This window comes from Cellulomonas olei (genome assembly GCF_039548315.1).
Lineage (GTDB): Bacteria > Actinomycetota > Actinomycetes > Actinomycetales > Cellulomonadaceae > Cellulomonas.
Genome location: NZ_JBCLVN010000015.1, coordinates 41,960 through 56,232 on the forward strand (window position 1 = coordinate 41,960; position 14,273 = coordinate 56,232).

The following is a 14,273-nucleotide window of genomic DNA, read 5'->3' on the forward strand; positions in this document are numbered from 1 at the left end:
CCGCATCCACGGTCCCACCCCGGAGAGCGCGTCGCGGCCGACTTCCGGGTGAAGTCCGTGCCCCTCGACGAGCAGGGCTCAGCGCCGCCCCGCCCGCTCGTACCACGCCAGCCACGCCGCTCCTGCGTCGCCCGTGCGCCGACGCAGCGCCGAGCGCCGGATGCGCATCGGCCGCAGGTCCACCCAGCTGCCCCGGGTCAGCCCCGGCAGGGGGTGCGGCACGCGCGCGTAGTCCGTGGGCCGCGCGGACTGGTCCTGGGAGGTCAGCCGCGCGACCGTCACCCACCGTCCGCGCCGCGCCAGGACGACGACCGGCCGGTCCTTCGCGCCCGTGCCGTCCCGGTAGGGAACCATCGCGAACCACACCTCGCCCGGGCGGGCGACCGGGGCGCCGGCCCGGCCGATCAGGCGGAGCAGCAGGACGACCCCGCCGGCCGCGAGGACGAGCAGCCACGGGCGGTCGGCGAGGACGTCGCGGAAGGCGTCGGGGACGACGGAGTCGATCACGGCACGGAGTGTGCCAGGGCTGTCGGGAGCCGGGCGCGGTCGCCGTGCCGGGCCGGGCGCTGACGCGACCCTGCCGCGTACGGACCGCGGTGCTTGCGCTGGTCACGGACGATCTGGTCAGCTGCGGGCGTGGACACCGCCGCCGAGAGCGCCCTGCGCGAGCAGATCATCACCTGGGTGCGCGAGCGGGCCGAGGCGAACGGCGGGTTCCTCCACCGCGAGCAGCTGCTCGGCTACCGCACGGGCGGACGCCGGCTGCCGATCATCGACTACTCGCGCGGTATCCGGAACCCCGCGGACTTCGGCTCGACGCTGTCGATCGTCTCGACGGCGAACGGGCCGTACGACGACGTCGAGAGCAGCGACGGGCTGCTGCACTACGCGTACCGGAAGGGCGACCCATTCGGCGGGGACAACGCCAAGCTGCGCAACGCGCTGGTCACGGGTATGCCGCTCATCCTGTTCCGCAAGGAGGTCGCGAACTACTACACGCCGATCGCCCCGGTGTACGTCGTCGACGACTATCCCGAGGAGCGGACGTTCCTCGTCGCGCTCGACGAGGCGTTCCGGTTCATGGGCGACCTGCGGGAGCTCACTGTCGCCCAGCGGGCGTACGCCGTGCGGCTCGCGAGGCAGCGCCTGCACCAGCCGGCGTTCCGGACCCGGGTGCTCCTGGCCTACGAGACGCGGTGCGCGATGTGCAGGCTCGCGCACGGATCGCTGCTGGACGCCGCGCACATCGTGCCGGACGGGGAGGAGAACGGGCTCCCGACGACGCCGAACGGGCTCGCGCTGTGCAAGATCCACCACGCTGCGTACGACCAGGACCTGCTCGGGATCACGCCCGACTACGTCGTCCAGCTCGACCGCGAGCTGCTGGACGAGGTCGACGGACCGATGCTCCGGCACGGTCTCCAGGCGATGCATGGCCAGCGCCTCACCCTGCCGCGACGGCCGGTGGACGCGCCGTCGCGCGACCTGCTGGCGTGGCGGTGGGAGCGCTTCGCGGCCCGCTGAGTGCGGTCTGCGTGCGTGCCGGGGCGGCGCGCTCACGATGCGGTCCCTCATCGACCGGACGTCCGCCGCGCAGTGGACGTCCGGGGTCGCGGCGGGTCTACCGTCAGCGGTGTCCCGTCCCCGGCACCTCGGAGGGTCCTGCCCGTGCGCACGCTCCAGCGCGTCCCCGCGAGCTTCTTCGGCATGGTCCTCGGCCTGGTGGGCCTCGGCAGCGCGTGGCGGTACGGCGCGACGATCGGGCTGGTGCCGCGCTGGGTGGGGGAGTCGGTCGTGCTGATCGGGTGCGCGGTGTGGTGCGTGCTCGCGGCGGTGCTGGTGTACCGGTGCGTGACGGCGTGGGACGGCGTCGTGCGGGAGTGGCGCGACCCGGGGCTGTTCTCGTTCCTGAGCCTGGTGCCGGCGGGCGGGATCCTCGTGTCCGTCGGGCTGCACCCGTACGTGCCGGTGGTCGCGGCGGTGCTGCTGTGGCTGGGCGTGGCGGGGCAGCTGGTGTTCGCGGCGGTGCGGTGCGCGCCGCTGTGGTCCGGCACGCAGCCGCTCGAGGCGACGACGCCGGGGTTCTACCTGCCGCTCGTGGCGGCGAACTTCATCAGCGCGATCGGCGTCGCGACCGTCGGCCAGGCGCAGCTCGGGTACCTGTTCCTGGGCGCGGGGGTGGTGTCGTGGCTGACGCTGGAGCCGCTGATCACGCACCGGCTGCGGACCGGGCCCGAGGTGGCGCCGCGGGCGCGCGGCGTGATCGGGGTGCAGCTCGCCCCGGCCTTCGTCGCCTGCTACGCGTACCTGGTGGTGGACGGCGGCGACGTCGACCCGGTGGCGCTGGTGCTGTTCGGGTACGGGGTGCTGCAGCTCCTGCTCCTGCTGCGGCTGTGGCGATGGCTGCTCGCGGGCGGGTTCACGGCGGGGCTGTGGGCGTTCTCGTTCGGGCTCGCGGCGATGGCGAACACCGGCCTGCGTATCGCGCACGCCGAGGTGGACACCGCCGTGCGGGTCGTGGCCGTGGTGGTGGCGGCCGTCGGGACGGCGCTGCTGCTGGCGCTCGCGGCGGGGACCGTGGCGCTGCTGGCGCGGGGCCGGTTGGTGCCGCCGGCGACACCGGCGGCGACGCTGCCCTGAGGCGGGCCGCGCGCGGTCAGGAGCCGGCCGCCTCCGACGCGGGCAGCGGCCCCCGGCACAGGCAGAACGGGTGTCCGGCGGGGTCGGCGTAGACCTGGAACACCTCGCCGGTCGTGGTGGGGTCGGGCGCCGCCTGGAGCAGCCGCGCCCCGAGCCCCATGGCGCGCTCGTGCGCCTCGGCGAGGTCGTCGACCCAGACGTCGAGGTGGATCTGCTGCTGCTGCGGCCCGCCGGGCCAGACCGGCGGCACGTGGTCCGGGGCGAGCTGGAAGCCCATGCGCCACTCGCCGTCGACGACGACGCTGTGCCAGTCGTCCTCGGCCTCGACGGTGCCGTCGAGCAGGGCCGCCCAGAAGCCGCTCTCGGCGGCGAGGTCGGGGGCGTCGAACACGTGGATGAGCCGCTGCACGCGCATCGCAGCATCGTGGCACCGCCCTCCGGAACGGGGAAGGGGAGGGGTGCGCACGACGGGACGATCGTCCCATTGACGATGTGTCAATGAGTCCTACCGTGGTGCCATGACCAGCGGCGAGAGCACCCGGCGCACCGTCCTCGACCCCGAGGAGCGGCGGGCCGCGCTGCTCGACGCCGCGGAGCGTGCGTACGCCGAGCGCGGGCTCAGCCGCACCACCGTCAGCGACGTCGCCCGGGCCGCCGGCGTGACGCGCGGGCTCGTGTACCACTACTTCCCGACCACCGAGGACCTGCTGGACGCCGTCCTCGAGCGCCGGGTCGAGGCGTTCGCGGAGTCCGTGCGGGCCTGGGACGCGCACCGCACCGTCGGGGACGTCGAGGGCGCGCTGCGCGACGTCGTGGCGCTGTTCCGCGCCCAGACCGCCTCGGACGACCCGGTGCGGGCCGACCTGCACCGCCCGGAGAACGCGGCGCTGTACCAGCGCTTCGTCGACCGGGCCGTCGCGGCGGTCGTCGACACGCTCCAGGTCACCACCGTCGAGGCGTACTCCGCCCGGCACGGGCTGGCCATCGAGCACGTCCGCGCGACGTTCGTCGTGCTGGTGCACGGGCTCGTCGGCCTGGTCCGCACCGAGCCGGACATCCCCGACGCCGTCCTGGCCTCGCTCGTCCGGCAGACCCTGCGGCTCGACCTGGTCGGACGACGACCGGCGCCCTGACCGGGCGCACACCCCGCGCCGCCGCTGGACGCGACGGCACCGCTCGCAAGGAGGCACCGTGTTCCTGTTCGACCAGATCCCCTGGTACTCGGCCCTGATGTGGTGCGTCGTGCTCGCCGCGCTCATCGGGCTCAACGAGGTCACCCGCCGCTGGCGCGCCGCCGGCCTGGCGTTCTTCGTGGCGCTGCCGGTGGTGCTGACGATCTTCGTCTGGCCCCACACCGCCGGGGCGGGCTCCTCCACCGGCACGTGGTTCCACTGGGTCAAGGTGTACTCGGCGCTCGCCGGGTGCCTCGGATTCATGGCCCTGCGGTACCACCCGAGGCTGGCCGCGAAGCGCTGGGCGCTCGCGTTCCCGGCGGCGATCCTCGCCATCAACATCGCCGAGGCCGTGCTGCGCGACTTCCAGGTCGCCGGGATGTCCGAGGGCGTCGTCGACGGCGTCTACATGGTCCCCGGCCCGTGGAACGTCATGAACGGCGTCGCCGGCATCCTCAACCTCGTGACGATCTGCGGCTGGGCCGGGATCATGATCAGCCGCTCGCCGAGCCGCGACATGATCTGGCCGGACATGCTGTGGTTCTGGATCATCCCCTACGACCTGTGGAACTTCGCCTACGTCTACAACTGCGTCGGCGACCACGCGTTCTACGCGGGTGCGGCCCTGCTGATCTCCTGCACCATCCCGGCGTTCGTGTTCAAGCGCGGGGCGTGGCTGCAGCACCGGGCGCACACCCTGGCGCTGTGGATGATGTTCACGATGGCGTTCCCGACGTTCGTGTCGTCGTCGGTGTTCGCGGTGGAGTCCTCGCACGACCCGGCCGCGCTGTTCACCGTCAGCGCGATCTCGCTCGCGTCGAACGTGGCGCTCGCCGTCTACCAGCTGCACCGGATCGTGACCACGCGCCGCAACCCGCTGACCGGCACCGAGCTCTACCCGGAGCTGCCCGCGTACCGGAAGGTCGTCGCCGAGGAGCAGGCCGCCGTCGAGCGGCAGGAGCAGCGCGTCCTCGCCGCAGCCTGACCCACCGGGACGTCCCGCCCGCCGTCACCCGGCGGGCGGGACGTTCTGGTTCCGGCGGAACAGGTTGCCCGGGTCGTACACCGCCTTCACCGCGGCCAGCCGGTCCCAGGTGGCACCCGGGTAGGCCGCGCGGACCCGCTCCGGCCCCTCGTCCGCGAGGAAGTTCACGTAGGCGCCCGGGTTCCCCTGGTCCAGCAGGGCGGCGGTCTGCGCGACCCACGCCGCGCGGCGCTCGCGGTCGTCCGGTCCGTCCACGAACGCGGCGACGTTGCCCATGAGCCGGGCCGACCGGTGCGCGTACGCCGTGGCCTGCGGGTCCACCCGCGCGATCGCCCCGCCGAGCGCGCGGAGCTGCACCACCCGCATCCCGTCGACCGCGGACAGCCGCTCCACCAGGCGCTCGGCCAGCGGCAGGTCGACGTGGTCGGTCAGCAGCGTCAGGGCGACGGCCCGCGGGTGGTACTCCGGGTCGGCGGGCGGGAACAGCTCGGGGTAGGGGACCGGGCGCACCAGGTCCGCCAGCGGCTCGCCGAACGCGCGCAGCGGCGCCAGCGCCGCGTCGGCCGCCTCGGCCGGACCCGACCAGCAGACCAGCGCCATGAGGACGAGCGACCCGTGGTGCTCGGCGGGCACGAACGGCAGCGGCGGGCAGGGCATGACGTTGACGATCGCGGACAGCTCGTCCGGGGCGGCCTGGGTCGCGGTGACGAACCCGGCGACCGCGGCGGGCGTGGCCGGCAGCACGAGCATCCCGCCGACCACGCCGTCCAGCGGGTGCAGCCGCAGCTGCAGCCGCGTCACGACGCCGACGTTCCCGCCGCCGCCCCGCAGCGCCCAGAACAGGTCCGGGTGCTGCTCGGCGTCCGCGCGCACCACCCGCCCGTCGGCGAGCACGACGTCCGCGGCCAGCAGGTTGTCGACCGTCAGCCCGTGCGCCCGCGAGAGGTAGCCGACGCCGCCGCCCAGCGTGATGCCGGAGACGCCGACCGACCCGGTGTCCCCGAACCCGACCGCGAGCCCGTGCGCCGCCGTGGCCGCCGTCACGGCACCCGCGGTCAGGCCCGCCCCGACCCAGGCGGTCCGCCGCTCGACGTCGACGGCGAGCTCCGTGAGGTCGCGCACGTCGACGACGATCCCGCCGTCCACCGACCCGTGCGCGGCGTTGCTGTGGCCGCCGCTGCGCACGGCGAGCGGCAGCCCGGACTCCCGGGCCACGGTCACGGCGGCGGCGACGTCGGCGTCGTCCAGCGGTCGCACGACGACCGCCGGGCGCGGGTCCACGCCGCCCGGCACGACGGCGCGCAGGGCGTCGTAGTCGGGGTCCTCGGGCGTGACCACCCGGCCGCGGAGGCGGGCGCGGAGGTCGGCGAGCGCGGTGCTGACGGACATGGGGGGCTCCTGGGCGACGTCGGCGGAACCAGGGTCGCGCCGGGGGAGCGGCGGGGGCAAGGGCCCGGGCGGGCCGGCTCCCCGCCGCCTGGGTACGCTCGCCGGATGGACCTGCGGTTCACCGGTGAGGTCGTGTACTGGCGCGGGCCGGCGCCGTTCCACTTCGTGCCCGTGGGCGAGCAGGAGGCCGCCGCGCTGCACGCCGCGTCGGCGCTCGTGTCCTACGGCTGGGGCGTGATCCCGGTCGCGGTGACGCTCGGGCGGACGCAGTGGACGACGTCGCTGTTCCCGCGCGACGGCGGCTACCTGGTCCCGATCAAGGCCGCCGTGCGCCGGGCCGAGGACGTCGAGGTCGGCGACACGGTGACGCTCCGGCTCGTCGTCGCCACCTGACGGGCCGCGGCACGGCATGCTCGGTCCCGTGCCCGCTCCCCGCCGCCGCGCATCCGCCCTCGTCGTCGCGGTCGTCGGTGCCGTCCTCGCGGGGGTCGGTGCCTGGCTGCTGACCCGCCGGCCGAGCGGCTGGTTCGCGTACGCGCAGCTCAGCGAGCAGGTCTACCGGCCGGGCGCGGGGTCGTCGGCCGCGGGGATCGCGTGCGTCGTGGTGGGCGTGCTCGTGCTGGCCGGGGCGGGCTGGCTGGCGCTGCGGCGCCGCTGAGGGTGCGTGTCGGCGCCGTCGGGCACCATCGGGGCATGACCTTCGACTTCGAGGCGCCGCTGTGGGAGTGGGACGCCCGCCGCACCGAGCGGTGGACGTTCGTCAGCGTGCCCGAGGACGCCTCCGACGAGATCCTCGAGCGGGCCGGCGCGTTCGCGCGCGGGTTCGGGTCGCTGCGGGTCGAGGTGACGGTGGGCGGCACCACGTGGCGGACGTCGATCTTCCCGGACGGGAAGCACCGGGCGTACTCGCTGCCGGTGAAGCGGGCCGTGCGCGACGCGGAGGGCCTGACCACCGGCGGGCCGGTGCGGGTGCGGCTCCGGGTGCTCGACGTCTGACCGTGCCCGCCCGGCGTCAGGACCGACCGGCGCCCGGCGCGTCGGACGGCGCGTTCACGGTGTCCCCGTCGAACCCGAGCGGGTCGTCCGGCCCGACGGGGAACGCCTCCAGCGCCGGCTCGGCCAGCACGGCCGCGACCGCCTCCCGGGTGCCGCCGACGAGGGTCGAGTCGTGGTCGACCTCCGTCCCGACGCACCAGGCGCGGTCCTGCGGCCAGGTCAGCGCGGGCGACTGGCCGTCGCCGTCGCCGGGCCCGCGGGCCACGTCCACCACGGCGTCGAGCGGCCCGGCGACCAGCAGGTAGTCGCGGCCGGGCAGGCGGAACCGCGGCGCGTCCCACTCGGCGTCGGTGAACGCGCGCGGCACGGGCTCGGTGCGGGCCACGCGCCCGTCGACGACGGTCATCCGCACGGAGCCGCCGTTGAGGACGCCCCAGCCCTCCCACACCGCCATCAGGCACCGGTCGGCGGTCGCGGTGTGCGGGGCCAGCGCGCGGCAGAGCGCGGTGAGCTGGGGGAGGGCGAGGTGACCCTCCGCCGGTCGGCCGTGCGGCCAGAGCGCGGTGTCGGGGTCCGACGGATCCGCGTCGTCGCCCCCCACGAGGCGGTGCCACTGGACCAGCGGGTGCAGGGTGCGCCCGGTGACCGCGGCGACGTCGGCCCACCGCAGCGGCGCCCACGGCGCGTCGTCCGGCGCGTCGGGGAGCGCCCCGACGACCGGGTGCAGCACCCGCGCGTACGCCTCGAACCCGCCCGGGAGCAGCCCGGTGACCGTGGTCCAGCGGCCGAGCCGCGGGCGGACCCAGTCGCCGGCGGAGACGTCGTCCAGCACGGCGGCGCGGTCGGTCCACATGCCGCGATCGTCGTCGCCGCGTCGCCCGCGCCGCAACCGACGGCGTGGCTCAGGGGCGGCCGGCCTCCCACGGGTCCACCAGCGGGAGGCCGAGCCCGGCGAAGTCACGGGTGTTCCGCGTCGCGAGCGTCGCGCCCCGGCTCGCGCAGATGGCGGCGATCATGCCGTCCTCGACGCTCAGGGGGCGGCCGGCGGCGCGCCTGGCCGCCTGGAAGCCGGCGTACCGGCGGGCGGCGTCGACGTCGAACGGCAGCACGGAGTCCCGGAACGACTCCGCCATGGCCTCGATCGCCCGGACGAGGCCGTCGCGCCGGCGCCCGGCGGGCAGGTGCTGAGCCCCGGTGAGGAGCTCGGCGACGCTGACCGCGGTCACCGCGGCGGACCCGTCCACGTCGTCGAGCCACCCGAGCACACCAGGGTCGGGCTCCGCGCGCAGCGGCTCGGACAGCACGTTCGTGTCGAGGACGATCACCCCAGATCGACCTCGCGCGGGGCCGACCGCGTCGGGAGCGTCAGGTCGTCTCCGCGCAGGTCGCGCGCGGCGTCGAGCCAGGACCGGGTCAGGCCGGTGTCGAGGACCGCCGCGCTGAGGATCGCGCGCGCCTCGGCCTCCATGGACCGGTGGTGGCGGGCTGCGCGCTCCTTGAGGCGTCGCTGCACCTCGTCGTCCAGGTTCCGCACGGTCACGGTCGCCACGGCGCCTCCCTCGATGATTGCTAGCAATGCTAGCAGTCGCCGAGAGGCGGGGTCGCCCCCGGGCTCAGGCGGCGAGGTCGACGGCGCCCAGCGGCCCGCCCGCGGGCGCCGGGTCGGGGGCGACGGTCGCCGGCGGGGTGTCGCCCGCGGCCCGCCTCGCCTCGCGCGCCCGCTGCCGTCGCGCGCGCAGCACCACGGCGACGGCGTGCACGCCGACGACGGCCCACACCGCGTTGGTGACGACCGATGGCCACACGCCGCTGCTCGCCGCGACCAGCCCCATGAACAGCCCGGAGACGACGTTCGCGAGCTGGTACCGCCCGGAGGTGGGGGCCCAGGTGCCGCGGGTGACGAGGACGTAGGCGACGAGGCACGTGACCGCGCCGACCCAGCCGAGCGCGGTGACGAGAGCGGACACGGGCGTGCTCCAGGAAGGTCCAGGGGTGGGTGTGGGGGTGCCGGGCGTGCCGTCCCGCGGCCTCCCGACGGCACCAGTGTGCGTCCGGATCGGGTTCAGCACAATCGAACGATGATGCGACCGGGATGTAGTGGAACTGAACTAGTCTGGTGGCGTGCCGACCGACCCGCGCCGCCTCGCCGTCCTGCTCGCCGTGCACCGCGCCGGCGGCGTGCTCGCGGCCGCGGACCTGCTGCACGTCACGCCGTCCGCGGTGTCCCAGCAGATCGCCCGCCTGGAGGCGGAGGAGGGCGTGCCGGTGCTGGACCGCGGGCCGCGCGGGGCGACGCTCACGGCCGCCGGGCGCATCCTCGCGGAGGCCGCCGAGCGCATCGAGTCGGAGCTGGTCGAGGCCCGCAAGTCGCTGGCGGCGCTCGGCGGCGAGCTGTCCGGGCGGGTCACGGTCGCCGGGTTCCAGACCGCGATCCGGGCGGTGGTCGCCCCGACGTTCGCGGTCGTGGCCGAGCGCCACCCGGGCATCGAGCTCGTCGTCGAGGAGCGCGACCCCGCCGAGTCCATGCGGCGCCTGCGCGAGGGCGACGCCGACGTGGTGCTGCTGGAGCGCGACGAGGACGCCGACACCCACGTCCCGCGTGGGCAGCGGGACGTGGTGCTGCTCGAGGAGCCGTGGCGCCTGGTGCTCCCGGGCTCCGTCGCGACACCCACGCAGCTCTCCGACCTCGCCGGCGTGACGTGGCTCGCGGCCGAGCGGAACACCGCCGCCGCGCGGGCGATGGGGCGCGTGACGTCCGCCCTGGGGGCGCCCACGGTCCGGCACGTGTACTACGACTTCGACGTCGCGCTCGCGCTCGTCGCGGCCGGGCAGGGGGTCGGGCTGCTGCCGGCGCTGGCGCTGCAGGGCGAGCTCCCGGACGGGGTGACGGTCGCGACGGTGCCCGGGCTCGGCTCGCGGCGGCTCGTCGCCCGCCACCGGGCCACCCGCCGCGAGCCCGGTCCGGCCGTCGTCGCGGTCATCGAGGAGCTGCTCGCGGTGGCCTCGGGGCTCGACCTGGTGTGAGGCGCCGCGCCCCCGGGCGGGCCGGTGGACGCGCCCCTAGGCTCCCCGCATGGACTGCGACGTCGTGGTGGTGGGAGCCGGCCTGGCGGGCCTGACCTGCGCGCGGGTGCTGCACGCCCGCGGGCTCGACGTCCGGGTGCTGGAGGCGGCGCCGGTGGTCGGCGGCCGGATGCGCAGCGACCGGGTCGACGGGTTCACGCTCGACCGCGGGTTCCAGGTGGTCAACCCCGCCTACCCGGCCCTGCGCCGGGAGGTCGACGTCGCCGCGCTGCGGGTGCAGCCGTTCCTCGCGGGCGTCGCGGTCCGCCGCGCGGACGGCCTGGCGCTGCTCGCCGACCCCCGGCGGGCGCCCGGCGCGCTGCCGGCGACGCTGGGCAGCGGGTACCTGCGCGTCGGCGAGCTGGCGGCGCTCGCGCGCTGGGCCGCCCCCGCGCTCGGTCCGGTGCGCGCGCTCGAGCAGGGGCCGGACGCCACGCTGGCGGAGTCGTTCCGCGCGGCCGGCGTCGACGGGCGGCTGCGCCACGAGGTGCTCGAGCCGTTCCTCGCGGGCGTGCTGGCCGACGAGTCCGGCTCGACGTCCGCAGCCTTCGTGCGGCTGGTCGTGCGCTCGATGCTCCGCGGCACGCCCGGCATCCCCACGGGCGGGGCCGGCGCCCTGCCCGCCCTGCTCGCGGCGCCGCTGCCGCACGTGACGACCGGGGTGCGCGTCGACGCGGTCGAGCCCGTGCCCGGCGGTCACGCCGTGCGGGCGGACGGCGGCGGCATCGCGGCGCGCGCCGTGGTCGTCGCCACCGACGCGGCCGGCGCCGCGGCCCTCACCGGGGTCGAGGCGCCACCCGTGCGGGGGTTGGTCACCACGTGGTGGGAGGCCGAGGGGGTCCCGCGCGTCGACGCGGTGGTCGTCGACGGGCGTCGGCGCGGGCCCGTGGTGAACGCCGCGCTGGTGTCGGCCGTCGCGCCGGGCTCCGCGCCGGCGGGCGCGCAGCTCGTGCAGGCGACGTGCGTGCTGGCGCCCGGTCCCCGGGACCCCGCCGCCCGGCCCGACCCCGCCGCGGTGCGCCGGCAGGCCGGCGAGATGCTCGGGGCCGACCCGCGGGGCTGGCGCGAGCTCGCGACGCACGAGGTCGCCGCGGCGCTCCCGGCGGTGCCGCCGCCGCTGCGGGTGCGCCGGCCCGTCGACCTGGGGGACGGGCGGTACGTGTGCGGCGACCACCGGGACACCCCGTCGCAGCAGGGCGCGCTGGTCTCGGGCCGCCGGGCCGCGCGGGCGGTCGCCCGGAGGCTGCTCGGGGCGTGAGCGCGCACCCGCGGCGGCTCAGCCCGACCGGGCACCGGCGCGCCGCGCGGGCTCGCGCCTCGTGGCCCGTCCCGGCGTCGGGGTGAAGACCACCCGGCGCTGGAGCTGGAAGCTCAGCAGGTACAGCAGGGCGTCGGTCAGCACCTTCGCCGGGAGCAGCCCGAGGCCGAGCGCGGTGAGCAGCGCCAGCATCAGGTAGCCGGCCCCGAGCAGCGCCCCGGCGAGCACCGCGTACCGCACCGCGGCGCGTCGGGGCGGGAGGTGCCCCCCGCGCCGGAAGACGAGCCTGCGGTTCACCTCGAAGTTCGTCCACGCGCTGAGCACCCGCGCACCGAGCACGGACACCGCGAGCGAGCCGGTGGCCGCGTGCAGCGCCAGCAGGGCGAGCGTGTCGACCGCGAACGCCGCGAGCGACGACGCCGAGAACAGCAGCAGCGGCGCCAGCACCCGCACGGAGTCGGCCAGCGGGCGGAAGTGCGACGACGCGTTCCGCTCGAGGTAGATGGTCGCGATCTCGACCTCCTCGACCGGCAGCCCGTCCGCCGCGGTCCGCAGCAGCACGTTCAGCTCGTACTCGAACCGCTCGCCGCGCACGGTGCGCAGCCACGGCAGCAGGTCCGAGGGGTAGCCGCGCAGCCCGGTCTGCGTGTCGCGGAGCCGCACACCCGTCGTCAGGAGGAACAGCCACGCGGTCACGCGGTTGCCGAGCGCCGACCGCGCGGGGACCGGACCGCTGAACGCCCGGGCGCCGAGCACGCAGGCGCGTCGCCCGGCAGGCTGCGCGGCGAGCGCTGCCGCTACCCGGAGCACGTCGGCCACCGAGTGCTGACCGTCGCTGTCGGCGCACACGACGTCCTGCCCGGGGTGGTGGCGCTCGGCGTGGGCGAAGCCGGTCTTCAGCGCGCACCCCTTGCCGCGGTTCTCCGGGTGCGTCAGCACCGTGGCACCGAGGGCGTCCACGGCGTCGAACAGGGCCCGGTCCGCGGGGCCGCTGCCGTCGTCGACGACCAGCACGTGCACGTCGGGGGCGGCGCCCCGCAGGTCGGCGACCAGCCGGACCAGGCGCTCGTCGGGCTGGTAGGACGGGATGAGCACCAGCACGGCTCAGCCCTCGACGTACAGGATGTCGGAGGTGCCGCGCTCGGTCCCGCGGCCGAGGGGGTCGTTCACCAGGGACCCGTCGAAGTACATGGTCGACGAGCCGCCGCCGTCCAGGTTGTAGGCGGTCTCGGCGCCGAGGGACTGCATGATCCCGGCGAGCTCGGTCATGTCGACACCCGCGGAGTACCCGGGGGAACGGCCGTCCACGACGACGAAGACGAGGTGGTTGTCGTCGACCACCCCGACGGCCGTGCGGGGCTGGTCGCCCTGGATGGAGTGGTTGCCGAGGTTGGTGTCGACCTCGACGTCCTCGATGCCGTCGACGACCTCGCCGTCCTCGACGAGCGCCGGGCCGAAGGACAGGGTGTTCCACACGCCCGCCGCGAGCAGCTCGTCCGCCGTCGTCGCCGTCTCGTCGTACACCTCCACGTGGCCGTCCGCGTAGAACGCGAGTCCCTCGCGGGCGCCCTCGTCGCGGTACACGACGCCGTTGCGGATGACGATGCCCGTGTCGCGGAAGCCGTAGTAGTCGCCGTTGACGGCGAACACCGCGTCGTTGTCCTCGGCGATCTCCGAGGTGGTCTCGGTGATGTTGGTGCCGAACTGGTTGTCGGCGAACGCCGAGCGCAGCACGGTGGCGTCGGAGAGCGTGACGTCGGCGACGTAGGACGTGACCTGGTCGTCGCCGCTGCCGGTGACCACCGTGGAGATGCTGATGCTCGCGTCGTCGGACTCGTAGGTCGTCGCGGTGACGGTCGCGTCGTCGGCGGCGTCCTGCGTGGCGTCGTCGGCGTCGTCGGAGGCGCCGGCCGCCGTGCCGGCCTGCGCCGCCTCGTACGCGTCGACGTCGGCGATCTCGACGTGCGCGATCACGTACCGGTTCAGCGCCCAGGCGGTCGTGCCGCCGAGGGTGAGCGCGAGCGTCAGCGCGGCGGCGACCAGGGCGCGGCGCAGCCGGCGGCGGGGACGACGGCGGGGGCGGGTCCGGGGATCGAGGTCTGCGGTCATGCGCCAGGTCTACGGAGCCGCTCCGTGCCCGCTCGGTGCGCCGGCTGTGCGGCCCGTGTGGGGCGGGCGGTCCTTGACGGACGGGACGACCGGCGGCAGTGTGATCGCCGTCACATCCGAGCGGTCGTCGACGCCGAGGAGAGCCCCATGCCCGTCCGCCTCAACCCCTATCTCGGCTTCCGCGACACCGCCCGCGAGGCGATGGAGTTCTACCGGTCCGTGTTCGGCGGCGAGCTCACCATCAGCACGTTCGCAGACTTCCACGCGAGCGAGGACCCCGCCGAGCAGGACAAGGTCATGCACAGCCAGCTGGAGACCCCCGGCGGCCTCGTGCTCATGGCGTCGGACACCCCGAACGCCATGGCGTACACGCCGGGCGACAACTTCTCGGTGTCGCTCAGCGGCGGGGCGGACGCCGACGCGGAGCTGCGCGGCTACTGGGAGAAGCTGTCCGAGGGCGGACGGGTGATCGAGCCGCTGACGGTGGCGCCCTGGGGCGACGCGTTCGGCATGGCGACCGACCGGTACGGCGTCACGTGGCTGGTCAACATCTCGGGCGACGCCGCCTGACGCCGACCGACGCCGCCCTCCGCGCCACCCGCGCGCCGGCCCGCGCGCGCGTCGAGAGGCCACGAACCGGGGACCCTCGGTGACCCGGACC

At 75.8% G+C, this 14,273-nt stretch carries 19 protein-coding genes; 10 read left to right on the forward strand and 9 right to left on the reverse strand.

Annotation, left to right across the window (positions count from 1 at the left end; translation table 11 throughout):
• Window positions 1–78: 78 nt before the first annotated feature.
• Entirely contained in the window at window positions 79–507 is a 429-nt protein-coding gene (locus AAHH18_RS07005) for a type II toxin-antitoxin system PemK/MazF family toxin (RefSeq protein ID WP_343301105.1), read from the reverse strand.
• Window positions 508–636: 129 nt separating this feature from the next.
• Here AAHH18_RS07005 and AAHH18_RS07010 point away from each other — a divergent pair, with 129 nt between their 5' ends.
• Window positions 637–1,524 (forward strand): HNH endonuclease, encoded by an 888-nt coding sequence (locus AAHH18_RS07010; protein ID WP_343301106.1) that lies wholly within the window; start codon window positions 637–639, stop codon window positions 1,522–1,524.
• A 144-nt stretch (window positions 1,525–1,668) separates the two neighbouring features.
• Window positions 1,669–2,640, forward strand: coding sequence for a dicarboxylate transporter/tellurite-resistance protein TehA (tehA, locus tag AAHH18_RS07015; RefSeq protein ID WP_343301107.1), 972 nt, complete (start codon window positions 1,669–1,671; stop codon window positions 2,638–2,640).
• 16 nt (window positions 2,641–2,656) lie between these two features.
• Here tehA and AAHH18_RS07020 read toward each other — a convergent pair whose 3' ends face one another.
• Window positions 2,657–3,055 carry a VOC family protein gene (locus AAHH18_RS07020; RefSeq protein ID WP_343301108.1) on the reverse strand — a complete coding sequence of 133 codons (399 nt, stop codon included), beginning with the start codon at window positions 3,053–3,055 and terminating at the stop codon, window positions 2,657–2,659.
• Window positions 3,056–3,158: 103 nt separating this feature from the next.
• Between AAHH18_RS07020 and AAHH18_RS07025 the strand changes: the two genes are divergently transcribed.
• Complete coding sequence (locus AAHH18_RS07025; RefSeq protein ID WP_343301109.1) at window positions 3,159–3,773, forward strand: TetR/AcrR family transcriptional regulator; 615 nt, start codon at window positions 3,159–3,161, stop codon at window positions 3,771–3,773.
• Window positions 3,774–3,831: 58 nt separating this feature from the next.
• Window positions 3,832–4,797 carry a DUF5692 family protein gene (locus AAHH18_RS07030; RefSeq protein ID WP_343301110.1) on the forward strand — a complete coding sequence of 322 codons (966 nt, stop codon included), beginning with the start codon at window positions 3,832–3,834 and terminating at the stop codon, window positions 4,795–4,797.
• 24 nt (window positions 4,798–4,821) lie between these two features.
• Here AAHH18_RS07030 and AAHH18_RS07035 read toward each other — a convergent pair whose 3' ends face one another.
• A complete protein-coding gene (locus AAHH18_RS07035; protein WP_343301111.1) occupies window positions 4,822–6,186 on the reverse strand; it encodes an FAD-binding oxidoreductase in 1,365 nt (454 codons plus the stop codon).
• A gap of 105 nt (window positions 6,187–6,291) precedes the next feature.
• Here AAHH18_RS07035 and AAHH18_RS07040 point away from each other — a divergent pair, with 105 nt between their 5' ends.
• From AAHH18_RS07040 to AAHH18_RS07050, 3 genes are read left to right on the forward strand one after another with little or no spacing between them, the layout of a single operon-like run.
• A complete protein-coding gene (locus AAHH18_RS07040; RefSeq protein ID WP_283319849.1) occupies window positions 6,292–6,579 on the forward strand; it encodes a DUF1905 domain-containing protein in 288 nt (95 codons plus the stop codon).
• A 28-nt stretch (window positions 6,580–6,607) separates the two neighbouring features.
• Entirely contained in the window at window positions 6,608–6,844 is a 237-nt protein-coding gene (locus AAHH18_RS07045) for a hypothetical protein (protein ID WP_343301112.1), read from the forward strand.
• Between the two features lie 35 nt (window positions 6,845–6,879).
• Window positions 6,880–7,182: a DUF1905 domain-containing protein gene (locus AAHH18_RS07050; RefSeq protein WP_283319851.1), complete on the forward strand. Its 303-nt coding sequence runs from the start codon at window positions 6,880–6,882 to the stop codon at window positions 7,180–7,182.
• Window positions 7,183–7,198: 16 nt separating this feature from the next.
• Here the strand turns inward: AAHH18_RS07050 and AAHH18_RS07055 are convergent, their stop codons facing one another.
• The 4 genes from AAHH18_RS07055 to AAHH18_RS07070 form a co-directional block, all read right to left on the reverse strand.
• A complete protein-coding gene (locus tag AAHH18_RS07055) occupies window positions 7,199–8,035 on the reverse strand; it encodes a hypothetical protein (RefSeq protein WP_343301113.1) in 837 nt (278 codons plus the stop codon).
• Window positions 8,036–8,084: 49 nt separating this feature from the next.
• Window positions 8,085–8,507: a type II toxin-antitoxin system VapC family toxin gene (locus AAHH18_RS07060; RefSeq protein WP_283319853.1), complete on the reverse strand. Its 423-nt coding sequence runs from the start codon at window positions 8,505–8,507 to the stop codon at window positions 8,085–8,087.
• Window positions 8,504–8,731, reverse strand: a complete 228-nt coding sequence (locus AAHH18_RS07065; protein ID WP_343301114.1) for a FitA-like ribbon-helix-helix domain-containing protein — start codon at window positions 8,729–8,731, stop codon at window positions 8,504–8,506. The genes AAHH18_RS07060 and AAHH18_RS07065 overlap by 4 nt, the downstream gene beginning before the upstream one ends.
• A 64-nt stretch (window positions 8,732–8,795) precedes the next feature.
• Window positions 8,796–9,149: a CBU_0592 family membrane protein gene (locus AAHH18_RS07070; RefSeq protein WP_343301115.1), complete on the reverse strand. Its 354-nt coding sequence runs from the start codon at window positions 9,147–9,149 to the stop codon at window positions 8,796–8,798.
• A gap of 154 nt (window positions 9,150–9,303) precedes the next feature.
• Between AAHH18_RS07070 and AAHH18_RS07075 the strand changes: the two genes are divergently transcribed.
• Complete coding sequence (locus AAHH18_RS07075; RefSeq protein WP_343301116.1) at window positions 9,304–10,206, forward strand: LysR family transcriptional regulator; 903 nt, start codon at window positions 9,304–9,306, stop codon at window positions 10,204–10,206.
• A 49-nt stretch (window positions 10,207–10,255) separates the two neighbouring features.
• Window positions 10,256–11,503 carry an FAD-dependent oxidoreductase gene (locus AAHH18_RS07080; protein ID WP_343301117.1) on the forward strand — a complete coding sequence of 416 codons (1,248 nt, stop codon included), beginning with the start codon at window positions 10,256–10,258 and terminating at the stop codon, window positions 11,501–11,503.
• Window positions 11,504–11,521: 18 nt separating this feature from the next.
• Here AAHH18_RS07080 and AAHH18_RS07085 read toward each other — a convergent pair whose 3' ends face one another.
• Entirely contained in the window at window positions 11,522–12,604 is a 1,083-nt protein-coding gene (locus AAHH18_RS07085) for a glycosyltransferase family 2 protein (protein ID WP_343301118.1), read from the reverse strand.
• A gap of 3 nt (window positions 12,605–12,607) precedes the next feature.
• Complete coding sequence (locus tag AAHH18_RS07090) at window positions 12,608–13,612, reverse strand: phosphodiester glycosidase family protein (RefSeq protein ID WP_343301119.1); 1,005 nt, start codon at window positions 13,610–13,612, stop codon at window positions 12,608–12,610.
• Window positions 13,613–13,759: 147 nt separating this feature from the next.
• Here AAHH18_RS07090 and AAHH18_RS07095 point away from each other — a divergent pair, with 147 nt between their 5' ends.
• Window positions 13,760–14,182 carry a VOC family protein gene (locus AAHH18_RS07095; protein WP_283319860.1) on the forward strand — a complete coding sequence of 141 codons (423 nt, stop codon included), beginning with the start codon at window positions 13,760–13,762 and terminating at the stop codon, window positions 14,180–14,182.
• The last annotated feature ends 91 nt before the right edge of the window (window positions 14,183–14,273 follow it).

Excerpts from the sequence above, each read along its gene's own strand:
- AAHH18_RS07025 (WP_343301109.1), top strand. The coding sequence starts at position 3,159 with ATGACCAGCGGCGAGAGCACCCGGCGCACCGTCCTCGACCCCGAGGAG.
- AAHH18_RS07020 (WP_343301108.1), bottom strand. The coding sequence starts at position 3,055 with ATGCGCGTGCAGCGGCTCATCCACGTGTTCGACGCCCCCGACCTCGCC.
- AAHH18_RS07095 (WP_283319860.1), top strand. The coding sequence starts at position 13,760 with ATGCCCGTCCGCCTCAACCCCTATCTCGGCTTCCGCGACACCGCCCGC.
- AAHH18_RS07080 (WP_343301117.1), top strand. The coding sequence starts at position 10,256 with ATGGACTGCGACGTCGTGGTGGTGGGAGCCGGCCTGGCGGGCCTGACC.
- AAHH18_RS07050 (WP_283319851.1), top strand. The coding sequence starts at position 6,880 with ATGACCTTCGACTTCGAGGCGCCGCTGTGGGAGTGGGACGCCCGCCGC.
- AAHH18_RS07040 (WP_283319849.1), top strand. The coding sequence starts at position 6,292 with ATGGACCTGCGGTTCACCGGTGAGGTCGTGTACTGGCGCGGGCCGGCG.
- AAHH18_RS07035 (WP_343301111.1), bottom strand. The coding sequence starts at position 6,186 with ATGTCCGTCAGCACCGCGCTCGCCGACCTCCGCGCCCGCCTCCGCGGC.
- AAHH18_RS07055 (WP_343301113.1), bottom strand. The coding sequence starts at position 8,035 with ATGTGGACCGACCGCGCCGCCGTGCTGGACGACGTCTCCGCCGGCGAC.
- AAHH18_RS07090 (WP_343301119.1), bottom strand. The coding sequence starts at position 13,612 with ATGACCGCAGACCTCGATCCCCGGACCCGCCCCCGCCGTCGTCCCCGC.